Here is a 16,348-nt window from a genome sequence, read left to right on the forward strand (position 1 = left end):
CTCCACTATTTTATAGTATGGCACGCTATAGTTAAACATTTATTAATAATATGCTTACTTATATACACGAATTAATTGATAAAAGCCAAGGATCAATATCCATCAGTAATTTTATGAATGCTGCTCTATATCATAAAGAGTACGGCTATTACATGAATAAATTACCACTTGGCAAAGATGGTGATTTCATTACTGCACCTGAAATTAGTCAGCTGTTTGGTGAAACAACTGCAGTTTGGATAATGGATACATGGGAAAAATTAGGAAAGCCATCAAAATTTTCTCTAGCTGAACTTGGGCCAGGTAAAGGAACACTCATTCATGATGTAATAAGAGTCACCAAAAAATATAGCTGTTTTTTTAGCTCAATGGACATTCATCTAGTTGAGATAAGCCCTATTTTACAGAAAATACAAAAGGAAAAATTAAAGGGATTAGATATTAATTGGCACACAGATGTCGACAACTTACCAAATCAGCCAACTATTTTTTTTTCAAATGAGTTCTTTGATGCTCTTCCAATTGATCAGTTTGTTTATCGTGATGGGCAGTGGTATGAAAATAGAGTAATAAAACAAGATGATGGCAGTCTTTCATTGTCACTCCAGTGCTTAACCAGACCAAAAACTGGACTCCAGACTGGAATGACAGGGGGTTTCAATGGTGCAGTAGTGGAAGTATACCTAGCCGGAATCGAAATATTAAAGAAACTTGAGAATAAGATAGTCAATAACGGAGGAGCTGCCCTGATTATAGATTATGGTTATTTATATCCTTCATACAAGAGCACTTTGCAATCGATAAGGCAGCATCAGTATGCTAATTTTCTTGAAAATATTGGTAACAGTGATATTACTGCACTTGTAAACTTTCAAGCGTTAAAAGATTCATTAAAATACTTAAATTGTGAGATTTTAACTCAAAGAGAATTTTTATATTTGTTTGGTATAAAGGAAAGAGCGCAAGCTTTAATGAAAAATGCAAGTAATGAACAGAAGAATAAGATCTTCAGTGAATTTTTAAGGTTAACTGAAAATATGGGTACTCTCTTTAAGGTAATGCTGATTCACCATTTGTAGTCTTGTGTAGTTCTTATGTTAAACATACAAATACTAAAAAATTTACAGAATAAAAAAGGTAAAAGAAACGTATCTGTTCAGCAGAGTAGCAAAATAAGATAGACAGATAAGACTATCATAGGAACAAATAGGTGTCATGCAAGTAGCTGACACTGGCATGACAACAAAAAAGTTACTCAAATGACACCCTTTTGATGCACAATTTTTGGTGCATCACGTACTGATTTTCATCCAAGACGATGTCATGCAAGTAGCTGACACTGGCATCCAGCCTTTTCGCGCAAAAAACGTTGTAAAGTGTTTACCAACTTAGCTGGATCCCAGCTGGAATAACACTTGGTTATGCAAGAAATCTATTGTCAAAAAAATTACTTCCGCATATTTTGAATCTGATTATAATGACAATTAGAGATATTTTAAGAGCTCAAAATCTATCTTTGTCTGCAGACTTTCAGTTAACTTTTCAATAAAAAACGTAGCGTATCTTTTTCAGCGTATACACACGTCTGTCATATGTGCGCTGCATTTTTTTCTAATCTTTTTATACAGGAGGATTTTATGTCCAGAATTCCAGATACTTGACCTTTACTTTAGCTAATAACAGGCGCCTGTGATTTTTATAAAGAAAGTCTAGGAAATAACTAAAAACTGTTTCCAGGCATAAATTTGCCATGTATACCTAAAAAGTAATTATATTAGCATAATATTCATACTTATATGCCAATATTAATATTCTTTGAATGGAATACGAAATTAATGTTGAAAAAATATGTACCAAAAAATTTATGTGGGATCTATGCCGAAGCTCAAATTGCATGACACCATTTATTTTTATGGTTTTGTCTATTTTATTTTGCCACTCTGCTAAACGGATACATTTAATTCCATTTTTATCGAGCAGATAATTGTCATATATTAGCTTAGTTCTCCTGTTATACTTAAATATAAATCAGCATAGCCCTAATTTTTTATATATTTTACTTCTTTCTCTATATTTAATAATAGGCTTGAAAATAAATGGTAAACCTATAATTGTTAAGCTTAGAGCTAGGATTGAAAGTACACAAAAGGCTTTGTGTTTACTATGTAGCTCTTTCAAGTAAAGCATCAAAAACCTACAAAATTTTTTGTAATTTTCTTCAATATTTTTTTTGCTATGAGCCTTGTCAATAAACATATCTATTGCAGTATAATCATTACTACAATTAATTGCCCCTTTTTCTATTAATAGCTGAGCTATATCAAAATAATCCTTTTGAATAGTAAGATGCAGAGGTGTAAAACCTTGTTGATCACAAATATTCATATTGGCTTTTACTGCTAACAACATTCTTACAATTTCTACATGGCCTTTTTTAGCTGCAAGTAGCAGAGGAGTTCTGTTGCATCTAGTGACGGCATTAACGTTTACCTTAAGCTCCAATAAGAACTTAACTGCTTTAGTATCACCATTATAGCTAGCTTTATGTAACCTGGTGTTACCGCTACAATCTTGGTCATCTGCTTCTATTCCCTTTGAAACAAGAAATGTTACCATTTGCCTATTATTATTCTTAATAGCGCAATCCAGTGCATCAAAACCATGTTTATTTTTTGTGCAAATAAACTCTTTTAACTTAGCTTTTGCTTGCTTTACAATAAGCTTTACCAGTTGCATTTTGTTGTTATATGCTGCTAGAAAAAGCGTAGTATTATTTTCTGCATCTTTTGCTTCTATGTTTGCACCTTTCTTTATCAGATATTCTATAATCTCTGCTCTACTTTCATAATGTGTAGTACATTGATAAATGGTCAAAAATAAAGGAGTACGAAAGTTGTTATCTTCACATTCAAGATTTGCTCCGCTATCAATTAAAATCTGGACGCTCTTTTTAGAACCGTATAATGAAGCTATGTGAAGAGGAGTATAGCCTTTCTCAGCATCTTTTTCATTAATTTTTGCGCCTTTTGTTATTAAAAAATCCATTAATTCTGTGTCATCTTGTAGTGTAGCAAGGTGAAGTGGAGTAAATCCATTTTTATCTCTAGAATTAATTGTCAGTTGATTAACAAGAAGTTTAGCAATTTTTTTGTGTCCATGCATAATAGCATAATGCAGTGGATTTCTATTTTCGTTGTCCACAACATTAAAGTCAGCTTCGTGCTCTAATAATGATTTTACTCCAACTAAATCGCCTTCTTTTGTAAACTTATGCAAGAGAGTGACTCCGCTTACATCTTTTGAGTTAATATCAAATCCACTTTCTACCAATTGATGTATGTCTTCCTCACACGCCATACCATTTTAATTAAACCCTTTTCGCATTAACAATACTCCCACTTAATTAAGTTTGAATGAATCTGTAAAAGATATATCACAATTTATTGAAGTTACTAAATTCCGATATATTAAAGTCCACAATTTCCTGAATATAGAAATATTTATTTTTATACATTTGCCCTATTTCTTGTCATCCCAGTACATTCTTTTTTGTCATCCCCAAGTAGCCCCATTTCACACTACTTTCATCCCAGTGCCCAGACACCAGCCTTTCTTACCAACAAAAACTTAGCATAACTTTTGTTCTCAAAAAATTTCTGGATTCCAGTGTCAAGCACTGATCTTCAATCTCCGTACATCTCTGCGTCACGCACTGAAATGACACCCTGAAGCTTTAGCTATAAATATTAAGCAAGCAAAAAAAGGCAAAAGAAGCCTCATGGAGATAGTTGCTCCACTCTTTTTACTTGATGCTGCTCAAGCAGGTCACTTGGATGTAGTAAAATACTTAGTAGAAATAGCAAACGCAGGTGTTAATTATGTAGTTAGTACTCTTAGTCTACCTCATTTTGACTATGAAAAAACTGCTCTTGGAAAAACTGCTCTAATGTTTGCTGCTAAAAGTAGTCATTTTGTATAGTTTTATCCAACTCAGACGTAGTTTAACCCTAGATTAACTAATTTATCCTTTGCAATTGTAATAAGGTCTATAAACTACTGCAAATCCAAATTTCTATTTGATCTTACATTCTTATTGTAATAACCTCTATGGATCACACAGCATTAGTCGTGTATCTGAACAGATACTTTTGTACATGAATCAGCTTTATGTGTATCAACTCTGTCTACTTCAAGTTTCCAGCAAAACTACTTTCTAATGTATTGCTTTCAATCAAGTTCTTTGTTAAGCTCACTGTTAGTGGATGTTCAATTATCTTAACATAAAAATCAAGGCAGCTTTAGGTATAAATACGAGTAACTCGTATAAGTAAAGAGGCTATAAGAAGTTTCTTACCATTCTATTCAAACGGGTTTTAAACTTTTGAAATGTCATGACATTGTTGATACGTTTGTCAAGAAACGACAGGGTATCTGCAAAATCTTCTGAATAATCATTGATAAAAAAAAGTATCGTACTTAAGTACACTCCAGCTAATATTGCTCTTTTTGTATAGTAGTTAAAATCTGTTGATTGATCATGAATGCCATACCAAATCGCGCTAACAGTTCTGTACAAGAGTTTACTAGAAAAATATGTATTTTGGGGTAATATAGAGAATGATAAAACATTTTTTAAAAACTCTCTGTAATTTTGTAACTTAGCATAGTTTGAAAGGCGTATTTGGACAGCTAACTTTATCCGCTCTCTTACCTTCATATCTTCTAAATTGGAATTCCAAAGTTCAGTTTCTATTGAGCTATTTAAGTCCTCTGCTATGTACTCCAAAGCACTATATATTCCATTTTGAAATTTACAAAAACTATTGGCTAGGTTAAGGTTCGTGCACACTTTCAATAAGGTTGCATCACTTATTCCTTCAAATGGAATAACCTTAATCAGCTCATCTACTATTAACTTTTGTTCCATACAATACTATACTAAACATCACATATAATTGTACCTGAGATTTTCAAACATTCTGCAAAATGCTTCACCGCGCTCTTCAAAATTTTTCCACTGATCAAAAGAAGAACATGCAGGAGAAAGTAATATCGCTACTTCTTCTTTGCTATTTATGGCCTCTTCAAAAGCCAGTTTAAATGCGTTTTCTAGATTATAGCACTTCATATAATCTATTTTGTTCTCCATAATGTTTGCAAAAACTTCAGTTGATTCTCCAATAAGAAAAGCTTTTCTAATCTTGGTGAAATGCTTGCTTAATGATTCTATTCCGCCTTTTTTGCTTTTTCCGCCAACAATCCAATATATGTTTTTATAAGATAAAATTGCCTTTTCGGTCGATTCTGCATTGGTTGCTTTGCTATCGTTGATAAAAAGTACATTATGTATTTTGCCAAGAAATTCATTTCTGTGTCTTAGCCCTGGAAAGGATTTGATTTCATTGACAATAGTGCTGCTATCTACTCCAAGTAACTTGCACACAGCGTGTGCAGCTACTATATTTTCTACATTGGATACTAGGTTTACTTTCATATCACTCATTGATAAGTTGTGATTCTCTAATTTTATCGAGATCTCCTGAATCTCAGCACTCCTTTTGTCATCCAAGTAGCTGACACTGGGATCCAGATAATTTCGATCTATACCAGTAATCTGTTCACTATAATCAAGCAAATTGTTATCTGCCAATGATATTAGATCTCTTGCACTACCCTCTATCATCTGAGTAGTTGGCAATGGTTTTTCTTTTCTGGTCATGCGCTGGAATGACACCAGGGAATATGTTACTGAAATTGGAATTTTGTTCCCAGTGAATTTATTGAATACATCAGCGGTAATTTTGTTATCACATCCTATCACGGCAATCTTGCTACTGTTTATCAGTTTTAATTTAGTTGCTATGTAGTTATTCATACTTCCATGTCTATCTATGTGGTCTGGTGTGATGTTGAGCAATACAGAAATGTCTACATTAATTTTATTTATTAGCTCCAATTGAAAAGAGGAGAATTCAATTACATAAATTTCTGCATCTCTTTCTAAATCCAAAATAGGCACACCTAAATTCCCGCCAATAGCTACTTTTTTCCCTGTGGATTTTAATATGTGCCCTATTAGTGACGTGGTGGTTGATTTGCCATTTGTTCCGGTGATGCCTACAACCTTCTGGCTTGTAGTTTTCGTTTCGAGAAATAGCTCAATGTCTGATTTTATTTTGCAGTCAAAGCTTCTTGCAAGTTTTACTACCCAATGCGTTGGTATTGGCACTCCAGGGCTCAAAATTAGTGTGCTTATCTCATGCCAATTATACTCATTGGGATGAGTATAGTTACACTCTTTATATATCTTTTTTGCATTTGCTATTTGCTCTTTATTATCATCCCATGCATATATTTTTGCACTGCTTTTTGTTAGAGCATTAATAACGGACAAACCAGTTTTACCAAGGCCGAAAACCGCAACACTTTGATTTTTGTATTTGTTTAGTTGCACTTCTAGATAACTTATGCGAACCATTTTATAAAGATATAATACAAATTATAATGACTTCTTCCATAGTTTTTGGCAGTGCTTAACTTTATTGTCACAACCTTAGCCAATAGAAAACTCCTTGACACATTTTGCCAACTCCCTTACCATGACAATAAGAGTATTTATCCTTTAGAATTAATTAAGAGAAAGTTTTTTCTCGACTTGTTGTATAATTTGATAAAAGTGATCAAAATCTAAGCTTGCACTACCAATTAAAACTCCTAATAGATTTGGAATACTGAGCAAGTTTCCTATATTTTCTGAGCTGACTGAGCCACCATATATAATGTGTTTTTTACCAGTACACAATTTTATTATCTCTATCACCTCAGCAATTGCGTCATTATTTGGCACATTTCCTGTTCCTATTGCCCATATCGGTTCGTATGCTATGGTATATTCACCTTGTGTTGGCAAACGGTTTTTGCATTGATATTCTATTACTTCTTTTGTTTTTTTATTTTTATAATCTTCTGAGTTTTCACCTACACAGATGATTGGGTGTAATCCTGATTCTATTGCTGTTTTCGATTTAAGTTTTATTTCACTATCTTTTTCATGAGCCCTTTCAGAATGTCCAAGTATTACGTAACTACATCCTAGTTCCTTCAACATTTCTGCACTAATTTCACCTGTGTAAGAACCGAACTCTTTATGATGACAATTCTGTCCTCCTATTTTAATATTATTGTTCAACTCTATACTGCTTGGAAATGATGTAAAAGGAGGGCAAATTACTAATTTAGAGGTAATTTCGTTGCTCTTGTTGTTAAGTTTGCCTATAAAGTTAACAAATGAAGAACGTGTTCCATTCATTTTCCAATTTGCTACTATTAAAAAGGACATCAACTTTACTTGTATGGATAAGAGTGCCGGCTGTCGGACTTGAACTGACAACCTACTGATTACAAGTCAGTTGCTCTACCAATTGAGCTAAGCCGGCATTAAATACACTGACAATATACAATTATTGATGAATTTTCGTCAACTAATTTTTAAAATACTGCATACTAAGATCATATGAAAAAATTTTCACTGAAGCCAAAAAAGAGTCTAGGACAAAATTTTATTTTATCGAATGAGATAACAAAAAGAATAGTTGCTTTAGCTGGTAGCCTGAAAGATTTTAATGTTATTGAAATTGGTCCTGGGTATGGTGCGTTAACAAGAGAAATATTGGCGTATAATCCAAAGTTTCTACTTTCTATAGAAAAAGATAGTAGTTTAGTGAAACATCACGAACAATTGCTAAATGAGCATCAGGGAAAATATAGAATTATAGAAGCAGATGCACTTAATGTTGTAGAAAAAGAGCTGGTAGAATGTCCAGTCAAAGTCATTGCTAACTTGCCTTACAATATCTCAGTAGCGTTATTTTTAAAGTGGTTAAATAATATAAAATTTTTTACGAATTTGACGTTAATGTTCCAAAAGGAGGTAGCAGAGCGTATTACAGCAGAACCTAATTCTAAAGATTATGGTTCCCTATCAGTGCTAAGCCAGTTACTATGCGACATAAAAAAGGAATTTGATATTGAACCTAAGGAATTTTTTCCAAGACCAAAAGTATATTCTTCAGTAATTACAGTAAAACCTTTACCCACTCCAAGATTTGCAGTAAATTTAGAAACCTGAACAAAGCTAACACGTGCTGTGTTCGCTCAAAGAAGAAAGATGCTGAGAAATAGCTTGCAAAGTATAACTAGTGATGTCTCAACTACTCTTGAGAATGCTAAACTGAGTGGAGACGAACGTCCAGAAAGCTTAACTATTGAGCAGTTCTGTTTGCTAGCAAATAATGTAATTTTGCGATAAATATATTAGGAGCTACATACCTCTTCTATCCTATTTTGATCTAAAAATAGCTGGATCCAGGCTAATTTTGCAAAAGCTCTATTGCAATTTCATTAATTGGCGTATAAGCTTTAAATAAAGCATATGAAAAAAATGGAAGCTTGTTATTCGTTTGACGATGTACTTCTCTTACCGGCCTATTCTGATGTATTGCCTCGTGATGCAGACACAAGAACTTATCTAACAAATAATATAGAACTAAATATCCCTCTCATATCCTCTGCAATGGACACTGTCACTGAATCAGGCTTTGCAATAGCTATTGCCCAACATGGTGGAATAGGTTGCATACATAAGAATTTATCAATAGATGAACAAGTGTTAGAAGTAAGAAGGGTGAAAAAATATGAAAGCTGGATCGTGTATAACCCAATTACAATTTCCCCAGATAAAACAGTTGCAGAAGCAGTTTCATTAATGAGAGAGTATAATTATTCCGGCATTCCTGTAGTTGATCAACGCAAGTTAGTGGGAATTTTAACTAATCGAGATGTGAGGTTTATTGAAGACCAGAACATGAATATAAAAGTTTCCGAGGTAATGACAAAAGATAAGTTAGTAACAGTTCGAGAGCAGGCAGTAAACAGCGCCTCAGCAATGAAATTGTTGCATGCAAATAGAATAGAGAAGCTTTTGGTTGTTGATGAAAATTCTTGTTGCATAGGTCTAATCACAGTTAAAGACATCGAAAAATACAATAGATATCCAAATTCATGTAAAGACAGTAAAGGTCGACTCAGAGTTGCCGCTGCAATTGGTACTGGTAAAAAAGACGGTATAGAAAGATGTGAAGCTTTGATCGAAGAAGAAGTTGATGTGGTTATTGTAGATACCGCTCACGGTCATTCCCAGAACGTTATCAGTACTATTAAGGAAATAAAAAAGATGTATCCGAATACTCAATTAATCGGCGGAAATATCACAACAACAGAGGCTGCTGAAGCGTTGATTGATGCTGGTGTTGATACAGTGAAAGTTGGAATAGGGCCAGGATCAATTTGTACTACCAGAATAGTTACAGGCGTTGGTATGCCACAATTCTCTGCGATCAAGAATATTGCAGAGGTTTGTAAAACAAAAAACGTCAGACTAATTGCTGATGGTGGAATAAAATATTCGGGAGATGTTGCAAAAGCTATTGCAGCTGGTGCTGATACTGTGATGATAGGTTCAATCTTTGCTGGTACTGAGGAAAGCCCAGGTGAGATTATCATGTATAAGGGTAGAGCATATAAGGAATATCGAGGAATGGGATCTATTAGTGCAATGAAACGAGGGTCAGCTAGCCGTTATTTTCAAGATTCAAAACTCGATTTAGTCCCACAAGGAGTAGAAGCAAGAGTTCCTTTTAAAGGTCCAGCTTCAGGAGTGATCTGTCAGTTAATTGGTGGGTTGCAAGCTGCAATGGGTTACACTGGCAACCGTAATATAGAAGAGATGAAAAAAAACTGCAAATTTGTCACTATTACTTCATCAGGGTTAAGAGAAAGTCATGCTCATGATATAATCATTACACAGGAAGCTCCAAATTACGCTTACCAAGCATCTAATTTATCATCTGATTCAGAGTAAATACAATCCCCTTTTGAGCATACGCGTCAAGTTAAGGAAATAAAGGTATGAAAGAGATAGAATAATAAGGTATAAGTTCTCCCAGATATACTTTTAGTGAGAGAACCAATGAATAAAATAACTTGCTTATCAAAAAAGCTCAAAGAATTTTTTAATGAAAAAGCAGAGAAAATCTCAATTACAACAAGGTTTATAAAAAGAAAGAGAAAGCTAAAAGGTTCATCATTCGTAAAAGCCATGGTCTTGGGTAATATAGGAGTTGATAATTGTAGCGTAGAAACAATGTGTCAATTACTAAACGAGGACTCGATAGATATAACAAAACAAGGTTTGGATTTTAGATTTACTGAAGAAGCAGTGGAATTTATGAAAAGGATGTATAATGAATCTGTGATTCTCTTTAAAAATATCTTGCAAGTTGATTGCAAAATCTTACAGCAATTTAATAGTGTTAAATTATTGGACAGTAGCTATATTACTCTACCTAACAGTATGGAAGAGATGTATAAAGGTTATGGTACTAGCTACAGTGGCTATGAAAGCAATACTAAGTCTGGAATAAAGTTACAATTAGTTTTCGACTACATGAATCAGATAATAGACCAACTTAATTTAACGGAGGGGGTAAGATCAGACCAGGGATATAGGAAACATTTAAGTAATATATTAAGCAATGATTTGCTAATATCTGATCTCGGTTATTTTGTGCCAAGTTCTTTTAAACAAATCAATGAAATAGGAGCTTATTTCATAAGTCGTTATAAATCTGATACCAACATATATGATGTAGAAACAAATCAAAAAATGGAGTTATTAGAATGTTTAGAGGATAAGTTATTTTTAGAAAACGAGGTATTGTTAGGAAAAGAAGCAAAAATTAGAGTAAGAATTATATGTCAGAAACTAACTGAAGAACAGTCTATGGCCAGAAGAAGGAAAGCTAATAGATTAGCAAGATCGCAGGGATATACATCCTCTAAAAGAAATCAAAAATTGTTGAACTGGTCAATATTTATAACTAATGTTCCAGAAAATAAAATTAGTGCTGAGCAAGTATTAACGATTTACAGAGTAAGGTGGCAAATTGAGTTATTATTTAAATTGTATAAAAGCTATATCAGGCTTGATAAGCTAAAAGGAAAGCCATGCAGAGTATTATGTGAACTATATGCTAAATTGTGCGCAATTCTTATATTTCACGGCATAGTTGGTTGCACAGAAGTGAAAAAGAATACAGAACTTAGCTTAACAAAGGCATTTATTGAGCTAAAAAGGCGGGTTAGAGAGTTATTTTTAGTATTAACCAAAATTAATAGTTTAAAAGCATTTCTTAAAAAACTCACTATAACTTGGTCGCTATTTTCATTAAAAGACAAACGTAGAAGGACTAGAGTATCCACTTTAACCTCTCTAAATTTGCTCACAATCTCTTAACTTGACGCGTATGGTCATTTCAACACTGGTACACAATTGTATAAACATATTAATATTAAGAGTCAAAAAGATGTCATCTAAGTGGCTGACACTGGAAAATCGATTGTAAATAAACTGACTACATAAAATTTTTGATCAAAATCAGTGCTATAAGTTGGAATAGCAACTTAAGGCAGATTGCCAGCTTAATATATTTTGATGAATCCAAATTATTTTAGCTATAAGAGAGCTTTGCTTTTTTGCTCTATTAGAATTGGCTTACTTTTAGTGATTCATGGAGTTAAAAAAGTCAGCATTGCTCTTTGTTAAAAGTAATTTGTCACGTAAAAACTCCATTGCTTCAACAGATCCCATAGGGTTAAGTATCCTACGCAATACCCATATTTTATTTAGTATGGCCTTATCAACTAATAGCTCTTCCTTCCTTGTTCCGGATTTGGTAATATCAATAGCAGGGAATATACGTTTATCAGCAAGTTTTCTATCTAGTATAATTTCAGCATTACCTGTGCCTTTAAACTCTTCAAAAATAACATCATCCATTTTTGAACCAGTTTCTATAAGGGCTGTAGCGATGATTGTCAAAGAACCACCATTTTCAATATTACGAGCTGCTCCAAAAAAGCGTTTTGGTCTTTGCAGCGCATTTGAATCTACACCACCGGTTAGAACCTTTCCAGACGAAGGAATAACTGCATTATAAGCACGTGCAAGGCGAGTTATAGAATCAAGCAAAATCACTACATCTTTTTTGTGTTCAACCATTCTTTTAGCTTTTTCTATTACTATTTCAGCAAGTTGGACATGACGGTAGGCAGGCTCATCAAATGTAGAGCTTACCACTTCACCCTTTACAGAGCGTATCATATCTGTCACCTCTTCGGGTCTTTCATCTATAAGTAATACTATTAGTTCTATTTCAGGATGATTTGTAGCTATAGAGTGAGCCATTTGCTGAAGCAATATCGTTTTTCCTGTACGAGGTGGAGCAACTATCAATGCTCTTTGTCCTTTTCCAAGAGGTGTAACTATATCTACAGCACGCATGTTTATATCTTTTTTATTATCTCCGCTACTGTTGTTTTCAAGGATGAGGCTTTTTTCAGGATAAAGTGGAAGCAAATTATCAAAATGTACGTACTTTCTTAATTCACTGATTTCAGTAGAGTTTATACTGTGAACCTTAGTTAAAGTAAAATATCTTTCCTTATCACCAGGTGGCCTTATTTCTCCACATGCCATATCTCCTGTACGTAAATTAAACTTCTTTATTTGGCCATTGGAAATATAAACATCATCGGTACTTGGAGCATAATTTGCACTTGATGAACGTAAGAAACCAAAACCATCAGGCAATATTTCCACTACTCCACTTCCTGTGGTTATGCCTCCTTCTTCACTCATTTTCTTCATTAAACTGAATATCATTTCCTGTTTTAGCATCCTGCCATTGCCTTTACCACTAGTTGAAATTTTTCTTTCTTCAGCTAGCTCTAACAATTCTTCTGCTGTTTTCTCTTTCAATTCGCTCAGGTCCAACGTTTTCTTGTTTTTTTCAGCACCTTCACTGGTAATTTGTTTTACTGCGTCAGCATTATGAATTTGTTCGCTTTTTTCAGGTTGACCTACAACCTCTCCTTTTGCTAAGACATCTTCATTGATTGTTGTCATAATCCTCCAAAAATTTTAATTGATGCTTACTAACCTAAAATGTGAGTATAAAACAATAAATTAGGCTGAGCTAGTTTTTAGTGCGTATTTAGACTTAATTATTATTAAACTAGATACTTTACTCATATTATACTGATAAAAACTAACAAGTCAAGTCAATTTAATATTAACAAAGTACAAGAATTTGAGAATCATCAATAGCTATTATTTATATTTTTTAATCTTTGTTTCTTCTCTTCTTCTACTTTCGCTTTTTCTACTTCCGCTTCTAAATTTTCCTGGCTACATAAACCAAGTAGTACAGGATCTTGAGGTTTGATATTGAGTATGTTATGATGAGATCTATTTCTTACCTGCTCAACTGTGTAATTTGTTGTACCAACTAGCTTAGCTATCACATTATTGTTCAAGATAGGAAATTTTTTTACCAAATAATAAATCGCATTAGGTTTATCTCTACGCCTTGCTGTGGAAGCAAAGGCAAGAAAGCTAATCGTCTTTGCACTTTTTTTCATATTTTTTATAATCAAATTTGGTACACGATTTGGATTTTTTTTGCAATTATCGATTTCTTTTTCAGTAATTATTTCAGAAATAATAGGGTCATACTTTTCAACTTCTATTTCCTCATCAGCTATGTCTTGTACTTTTCCAAGGGATAACTTGCAACATTGTGCTATTTGATCAAAAGTTAAGCTAGTGTTATCAACCAACCAAGCGGCTACTTGCATGAGAAATTGTTCATTTCTATCTTTATTGTCTTTAGAAGATTCCATTGACATCGAAAAAACATCTCCCATTTTAATATTCCTTTACTGTTATAGAAATAAAATATAAACCATTAAAACTAAAAAAGCATTAACTTTGTCATCCAATGGCTTTTTGGTTTATATTTCTTATCTCTTAGAACCTGTTCATAATCTTTTGAGGAGGAAAGAAGTAAAAGCAAATTTGTAGGCTAGTATTAAGTTTACGCTCGCAATTTTTCCAAAGTCGCCTACATTTTTCCAACCAGGCAAAAGATCTCTCACGTTAGCTAGTTGTTACTCTCTAATCCTGAAAATTGGCGTTCTATACTGTCTTAAACGTTTTATAAGCTCGTTTCAGCTTATGTAGGTAAAAACCTAGAAATATTGTGAAGACATAAGGTGCACGTAGTGCAAAAAATTAAAAATAAGACGCCAACTGTATAATACTTTTGTCGTTTAATCTGCACAGATTGAAGATAATAAAATACCTTCAGTCTTATGATAAGGAAAATGGAAAAATGTGTAAAGTAATCTTTTTCACCTCTGTGAGCTACTTGAATTAAAAAAGAAGAGATACTAACCTCTTGCATTCAAACTCACATAAATCATGAATTATGCATGTTTCACACAAAGGTTTTTGTGCCTTGCAAATGTATCTACCGTGTAAAACTAGCCAATGATGAGCATAAAGCAGGTATTTTTTTGGAACCACATTCAAAAGAGATTGCTCTGTTTTAAATATATCTTTTTCTTTCACAAGCCCAACTCTATTGCTTACTCTAAAAACATGAGTATCAATTGCCAATGTTGGAATACCAAGCCCTGAATTTAAGAACACATTAGCGCTCTTTCTCCCAACCCCTGGTAAAGATACCAAATCATCGAAATTAGTAGGCACTTTGCTATTGTACCTCTCAATCAATATTTTGCTGAGCCCGATTATATTTTTTGCTTTGGAATTATATAAACCAATTGTAAGTTAAAAACATGATATAAATGAAGTAAGAGGGAAGATAACTCTACTCACTATAGGAATAGAGTTATCACGGGCGTGTGCGACCGAAAACCAATTGGTATTACAACCGTTTGTATCAAGGTACACTAGCCCTATCTCTCGATACGTTTGAATAGTTGTTTGGGAAATATATATACGCCCGTTTACAATCTTAAATTAACTAAAACTATCGAGATTTATTATGGTTACATCTTATCAAAATTTTATTGGCATTGACATCGGAAAATTTAAAAATGTTGCTGCAGTTTACAACCAAAATAACATTATCAAGTTCGACAATAATGCTGATGGTTGGCAACTGTTGTTTAAAAAGTTTTCAGATATTCTACCTAATTCTTTGGTAACTTTAGAAAATACAGGCAAATATGAGCTTGGTTTATCACATTTTCTTGTTGGCAAGAATATTGCAGTACATCAAGCAAATACTCGAAAAGTAAAAAGTTTTATCTTGTCTCACGGAACTTTAGCAAAGTCTGATAAATCAGATGCGATGGCTCTTGCTCAATACGGATGTGAACGCCATAAAACTCTCTCTCTATTTGTACCTACTTCAAAAGAACAATCAACTCTAGCTGCACTGTGTCAACGTCGTGATGACATTACGCAAATGAGAACTCAGGAAAAGTGTAGACTGGAAGCTCCTGAAAATGACCATATAAAGGAAAGTTGCCAGAAGACCATTGAATTTTTCAATAATCAAATAAACGAACTCAATGACACTATACAAAAAATTATTGATGAAAGCCATGAGCTACAACAACGTCAAAAAATCCTTAAAACAGTTCCTGGAATAGGCAAAAAGTTATCACAAGATTTTTTGTGTTTAATGCCAGAGCTTGGCTACTTAAGTAGAAAAGAAGTAGCAAGTCTTGCCGGAGTAGCACCTCATCCTAAGGAAAGTGGTAAAGCTGTTGGTTACCGAAGGATTATGGGCGGTAGAAGTAATGTTCGTTCAAAGCTCTTCATATCAGCCATAGCTGTTACAAAGTCAAAATCTGTACTTGGTGCCTTTTATTCTAAGCTTGTTGAAAGTGGTAAGAAGAAGATGGTGGCTATAACAGCTCTTATGCGTAAAATTATAGTAATTGCTAATGCAAGACTTAAAGCAGCAATTGCTTCACACAGTAGCAACTGACAATGAATATTGTGAATAAGTACGTCCACACAAACTTAAAGTACTTATTCACATATTCATTGGCTTAAGCAGGCAATAGCTGTTTGACATAAAATTCTATTCCTATGACGAATGGATTTTTATTACCTACATGATTGGATCAAGTTGCAAAATTACACAATAAAAAATTTTTTAAAAAACATAGTTGATACTGCTTATGTATTTTCTCAGCTCACTTTGCCCAAGATTCAACATTTTTTCTGGCGTATCAGCGATACTAAATAGCTCCTTTGTAATTTTATTAACACTTATATCGGTCGTCCGCGCTGACAGAACTATTGCAACTAATAACGTAAAATGATTGGTATAATTTAGCTCTATTTTTGGCGCAGGATTTGACTGTTGAAATTTTTCAAATATTAATTCTACTTTTTTTGAGTCCATGC

Annotated in this window: 10 protein-coding genes, 1 tRNA gene and 5 pseudogenes; 6 read left to right on the forward strand and 10 right to left on the reverse strand. The window is 33.5% G+C overall.

Annotation, left to right across the window (positions count from 1 at the left end; all coding sequences use genetic code 11):
* Positions 1 to 50 precede the first annotated feature (50 nt).
* Positions 51 to 1,079 carry a class I SAM-dependent methyltransferase gene (locus M1L26_RS05075; protein WP_250120071.1) on the forward strand — a complete coding sequence of 343 codons (1,029 nt, stop codon included), beginning with the start codon at positions 51 to 53 and terminating at the stop codon, positions 1,077 to 1,079.
* A gap of 938 nt (positions 1,080 to 2,017) precedes the next feature.
* Here M1L26_RS05075 and M1L26_RS05080 read toward each other — a convergent pair.
* Positions 2,018 to 3,357 (reverse strand): annotated as a pseudogene (locus M1L26_RS05080) (ankyrin repeat domain-containing protein).
* A 421-nt stretch (positions 3,358 to 3,778) separates the two neighbouring features.
* On the opposite strand from M1L26_RS05080, the gene M1L26_RS05085 reads away from it, so the two are divergent.
* Positions 3,779 to 3,979, forward strand: a complete 201-nt coding sequence (locus tag M1L26_RS05085; protein ID WP_010405605.1) for an ankyrin repeat domain-containing protein — start codon at positions 3,779 to 3,781, stop codon at positions 3,977 to 3,979.
* Positions 3,980 to 4,336: 357 nt separating this feature from the next.
* On the opposite strand, the gene M1L26_RS05090 is transcribed toward M1L26_RS05085, so the two are convergent.
* The 4 genes from M1L26_RS05090 to M1L26_RS05105 all read right to left on the reverse strand — a co-directional run bounded on the left by M1L26_RS05090 (position 4,337) and on the right by M1L26_RS05105 (position 7,436).
* Positions 4,337 to 4,927, reverse strand: coding sequence for a COQ9 family protein (locus M1L26_RS05090; protein ID WP_250120073.1), 591 nt, complete (start codon positions 4,925 to 4,927; stop codon positions 4,337 to 4,339).
* An 18-nt stretch (positions 4,928 to 4,945) separates the two neighbouring features.
* Complete coding sequence (gene murD, locus M1L26_RS05095) at positions 4,946 to 6,478, reverse strand: UDP-N-acetylmuramoyl-L-alanine--D-glutamate ligase (RefSeq protein ID WP_211908476.1); 1,533 nt, start codon at positions 6,476 to 6,478, stop codon at positions 4,946 to 4,948.
* 150 nt (positions 6,479 to 6,628) lie between these two features.
* On the reverse strand, positions 6,629 to 7,339 hold the full coding sequence (locus M1L26_RS05100; RefSeq protein WP_250120074.1) for a triosephosphate isomerase: 711 nt from the start codon (positions 7,337 to 7,339) through the stop codon (positions 6,629 to 6,631).
* A 24-nt stretch (positions 7,340 to 7,363) separates the two neighbouring features.
* Positions 7,364 to 7,436, reverse strand: a tRNA-Thr gene (locus M1L26_RS05105).
* 77 nt (positions 7,437 to 7,513) lie between these two features.
* Between M1L26_RS05105 and rsmA the strand changes: the two are divergent.
* The 3 genes and pseudogenes from rsmA (at position 7,514) to M1L26_RS05120 (ending at position 11,353) form a co-directional block, all read left to right on the forward strand.
* Positions 7,514 to 8,308: pseudogene (gene rsmA, locus M1L26_RS05110) on the forward strand (16S rRNA (adenine(1518)-N(6)/adenine(1519)-N(6))-dimethyltransferase RsmA).
* A gap of 123 nt (positions 8,309 to 8,431) precedes the next feature.
* Positions 8,432 to 9,919: an IMP dehydrogenase gene (gene guaB / locus M1L26_RS05115; RefSeq protein ID WP_211908481.1), complete on the forward strand. Its 1,488-nt coding sequence runs from the start codon at positions 8,432 to 8,434 to the stop codon at positions 9,917 to 9,919.
* A 108-nt stretch (positions 9,920 to 10,027) separates the two neighbouring features.
* On the forward strand, positions 10,028 to 11,353 hold the full coding sequence (locus tag M1L26_RS05120) for an IS4 family transposase (RefSeq protein ID WP_250119941.1): 1,326 nt from the start codon (positions 10,028 to 10,030) through the stop codon (positions 11,351 to 11,353).
* 264 nt (positions 11,354 to 11,617) lie between these two features.
* On the opposite strand, the gene rho is transcribed toward M1L26_RS05120, so the two are convergent.
* The 4 genes and pseudogenes from rho to M1L26_RS05140 form a co-directional block, all read right to left on the reverse strand.
* Positions 11,618 to 13,024: a transcription termination factor Rho gene (rho, locus tag M1L26_RS05125; protein ID WP_250120075.1), complete on the reverse strand. Its 1,407-nt coding sequence runs from the start codon at positions 13,022 to 13,024 to the stop codon at positions 11,618 to 11,620.
* Between the two features lie 194 nt (positions 13,025 to 13,218).
* The gene (locus tag M1L26_RS05130) at positions 13,219 to 13,824 is read right to left on the reverse strand and encodes a cell cycle transcriptional regulator TrcR (protein ID WP_250120076.1); all 606 of its coding nucleotides are present in this window, start codon (positions 13,822 to 13,824) and stop codon (positions 13,219 to 13,221) included.
* Between the two features lie 114 nt (positions 13,825 to 13,938).
* Positions 13,939 to 14,053, reverse strand: a pseudogene (locus tag M1L26_RS05135) (IS5/IS1182 family transposase); the annotation flags it as partial.
* A 279-nt stretch (positions 14,054 to 14,332) separates the two neighbouring features.
* Positions 14,333 to 14,749, reverse strand: a pseudogene (locus tag M1L26_RS05140) (endonuclease III domain-containing protein); the annotation flags it as partial.
* A 220-nt stretch (positions 14,750 to 14,969) separates the two neighbouring features.
* Here M1L26_RS05140 and M1L26_RS05145 point away from each other — a divergent pair.
* Entirely contained in the window at positions 14,970 to 15,923 is a 954-nt protein-coding gene (locus M1L26_RS05145; protein WP_211908252.1) for an IS110 family RNA-guided transposase, read from the forward strand.
* A gap of 186 nt (positions 15,924 to 16,109) precedes the next feature.
* Here M1L26_RS05145 and M1L26_RS05150 read toward each other — a convergent pair.
* Positions 16,110 to 16,346 (reverse strand): annotated as a pseudogene (locus tag M1L26_RS05150) (endonuclease III domain-containing protein); the annotation flags it as partial.
* Positions 16,347 to 16,348: the final 2 nt, after the last annotated feature.

Source organism: Wolbachia endosymbiont of Ostrinia scapulalis, from assembly GCF_023559145.1.
Taxonomy (GTDB): domain Bacteria; phylum Pseudomonadota; class Alphaproteobacteria; order Rickettsiales; family Anaplasmataceae; genus Wolbachia.

Excerpts from the sequence above, each read along its gene's own strand:
- M1L26_RS05100 (WP_250120074.1), bottom strand. The coding sequence starts at position 7,339 with ATGTCCTTTTTAATAGTAGCAAATTGGAAAATGAATGGAACACGTTCT.
- M1L26_RS05145 (WP_211908252.1), top strand. The coding sequence starts at position 14,970 with ATGGTTACATCTTATCAAAATTTTATTGGCATTGACATCGGAAAATTT.
- M1L26_RS05085 (WP_010405605.1), top strand. The coding sequence starts at position 3,779 with ATGGAGATAGTTGCTCCACTCTTTTTACTTGATGCTGCTCAAGCAGGT.
- murD (WP_211908476.1), bottom strand. The coding sequence starts at position 6,478 with ATGGTTCGCATAAGTTATCTAGAAGTGCAACTAAACAAATACAAAAAT.
- M1L26_RS05075 (WP_250120071.1), top strand. The coding sequence starts at position 51 with ATGCTTACTTATATACACGAATTAATTGATAAAAGCCAAGGATCAATA.
- guaB (WP_211908481.1), top strand. The coding sequence starts at position 8,432 with ATGAAAAAAATGGAAGCTTGTTATTCGTTTGACGATGTACTTCTCTTA.
- M1L26_RS05130 (WP_250120076.1), bottom strand. The coding sequence starts at position 13,824 with ATGGGAGATGTTTTTTCGATGTCAATGGAATCTTCTAAAGACAATAAA.
- M1L26_RS05120 (WP_250119941.1), top strand. The coding sequence starts at position 10,028 with ATGAATAAAATAACTTGCTTATCAAAAAAGCTCAAAGAATTTTTTAAT.
- rho (WP_250120075.1), bottom strand. The coding sequence starts at position 13,024 with ATGACAACAATCAATGAAGATGTCTTAGCAAAAGGAGAGGTTGTAGGT.
- M1L26_RS05090 (WP_250120073.1), bottom strand. The coding sequence starts at position 4,927 with ATGGAACAAAAGTTAATAGTAGATGAGCTGATTAAGGTTATTCCATTT.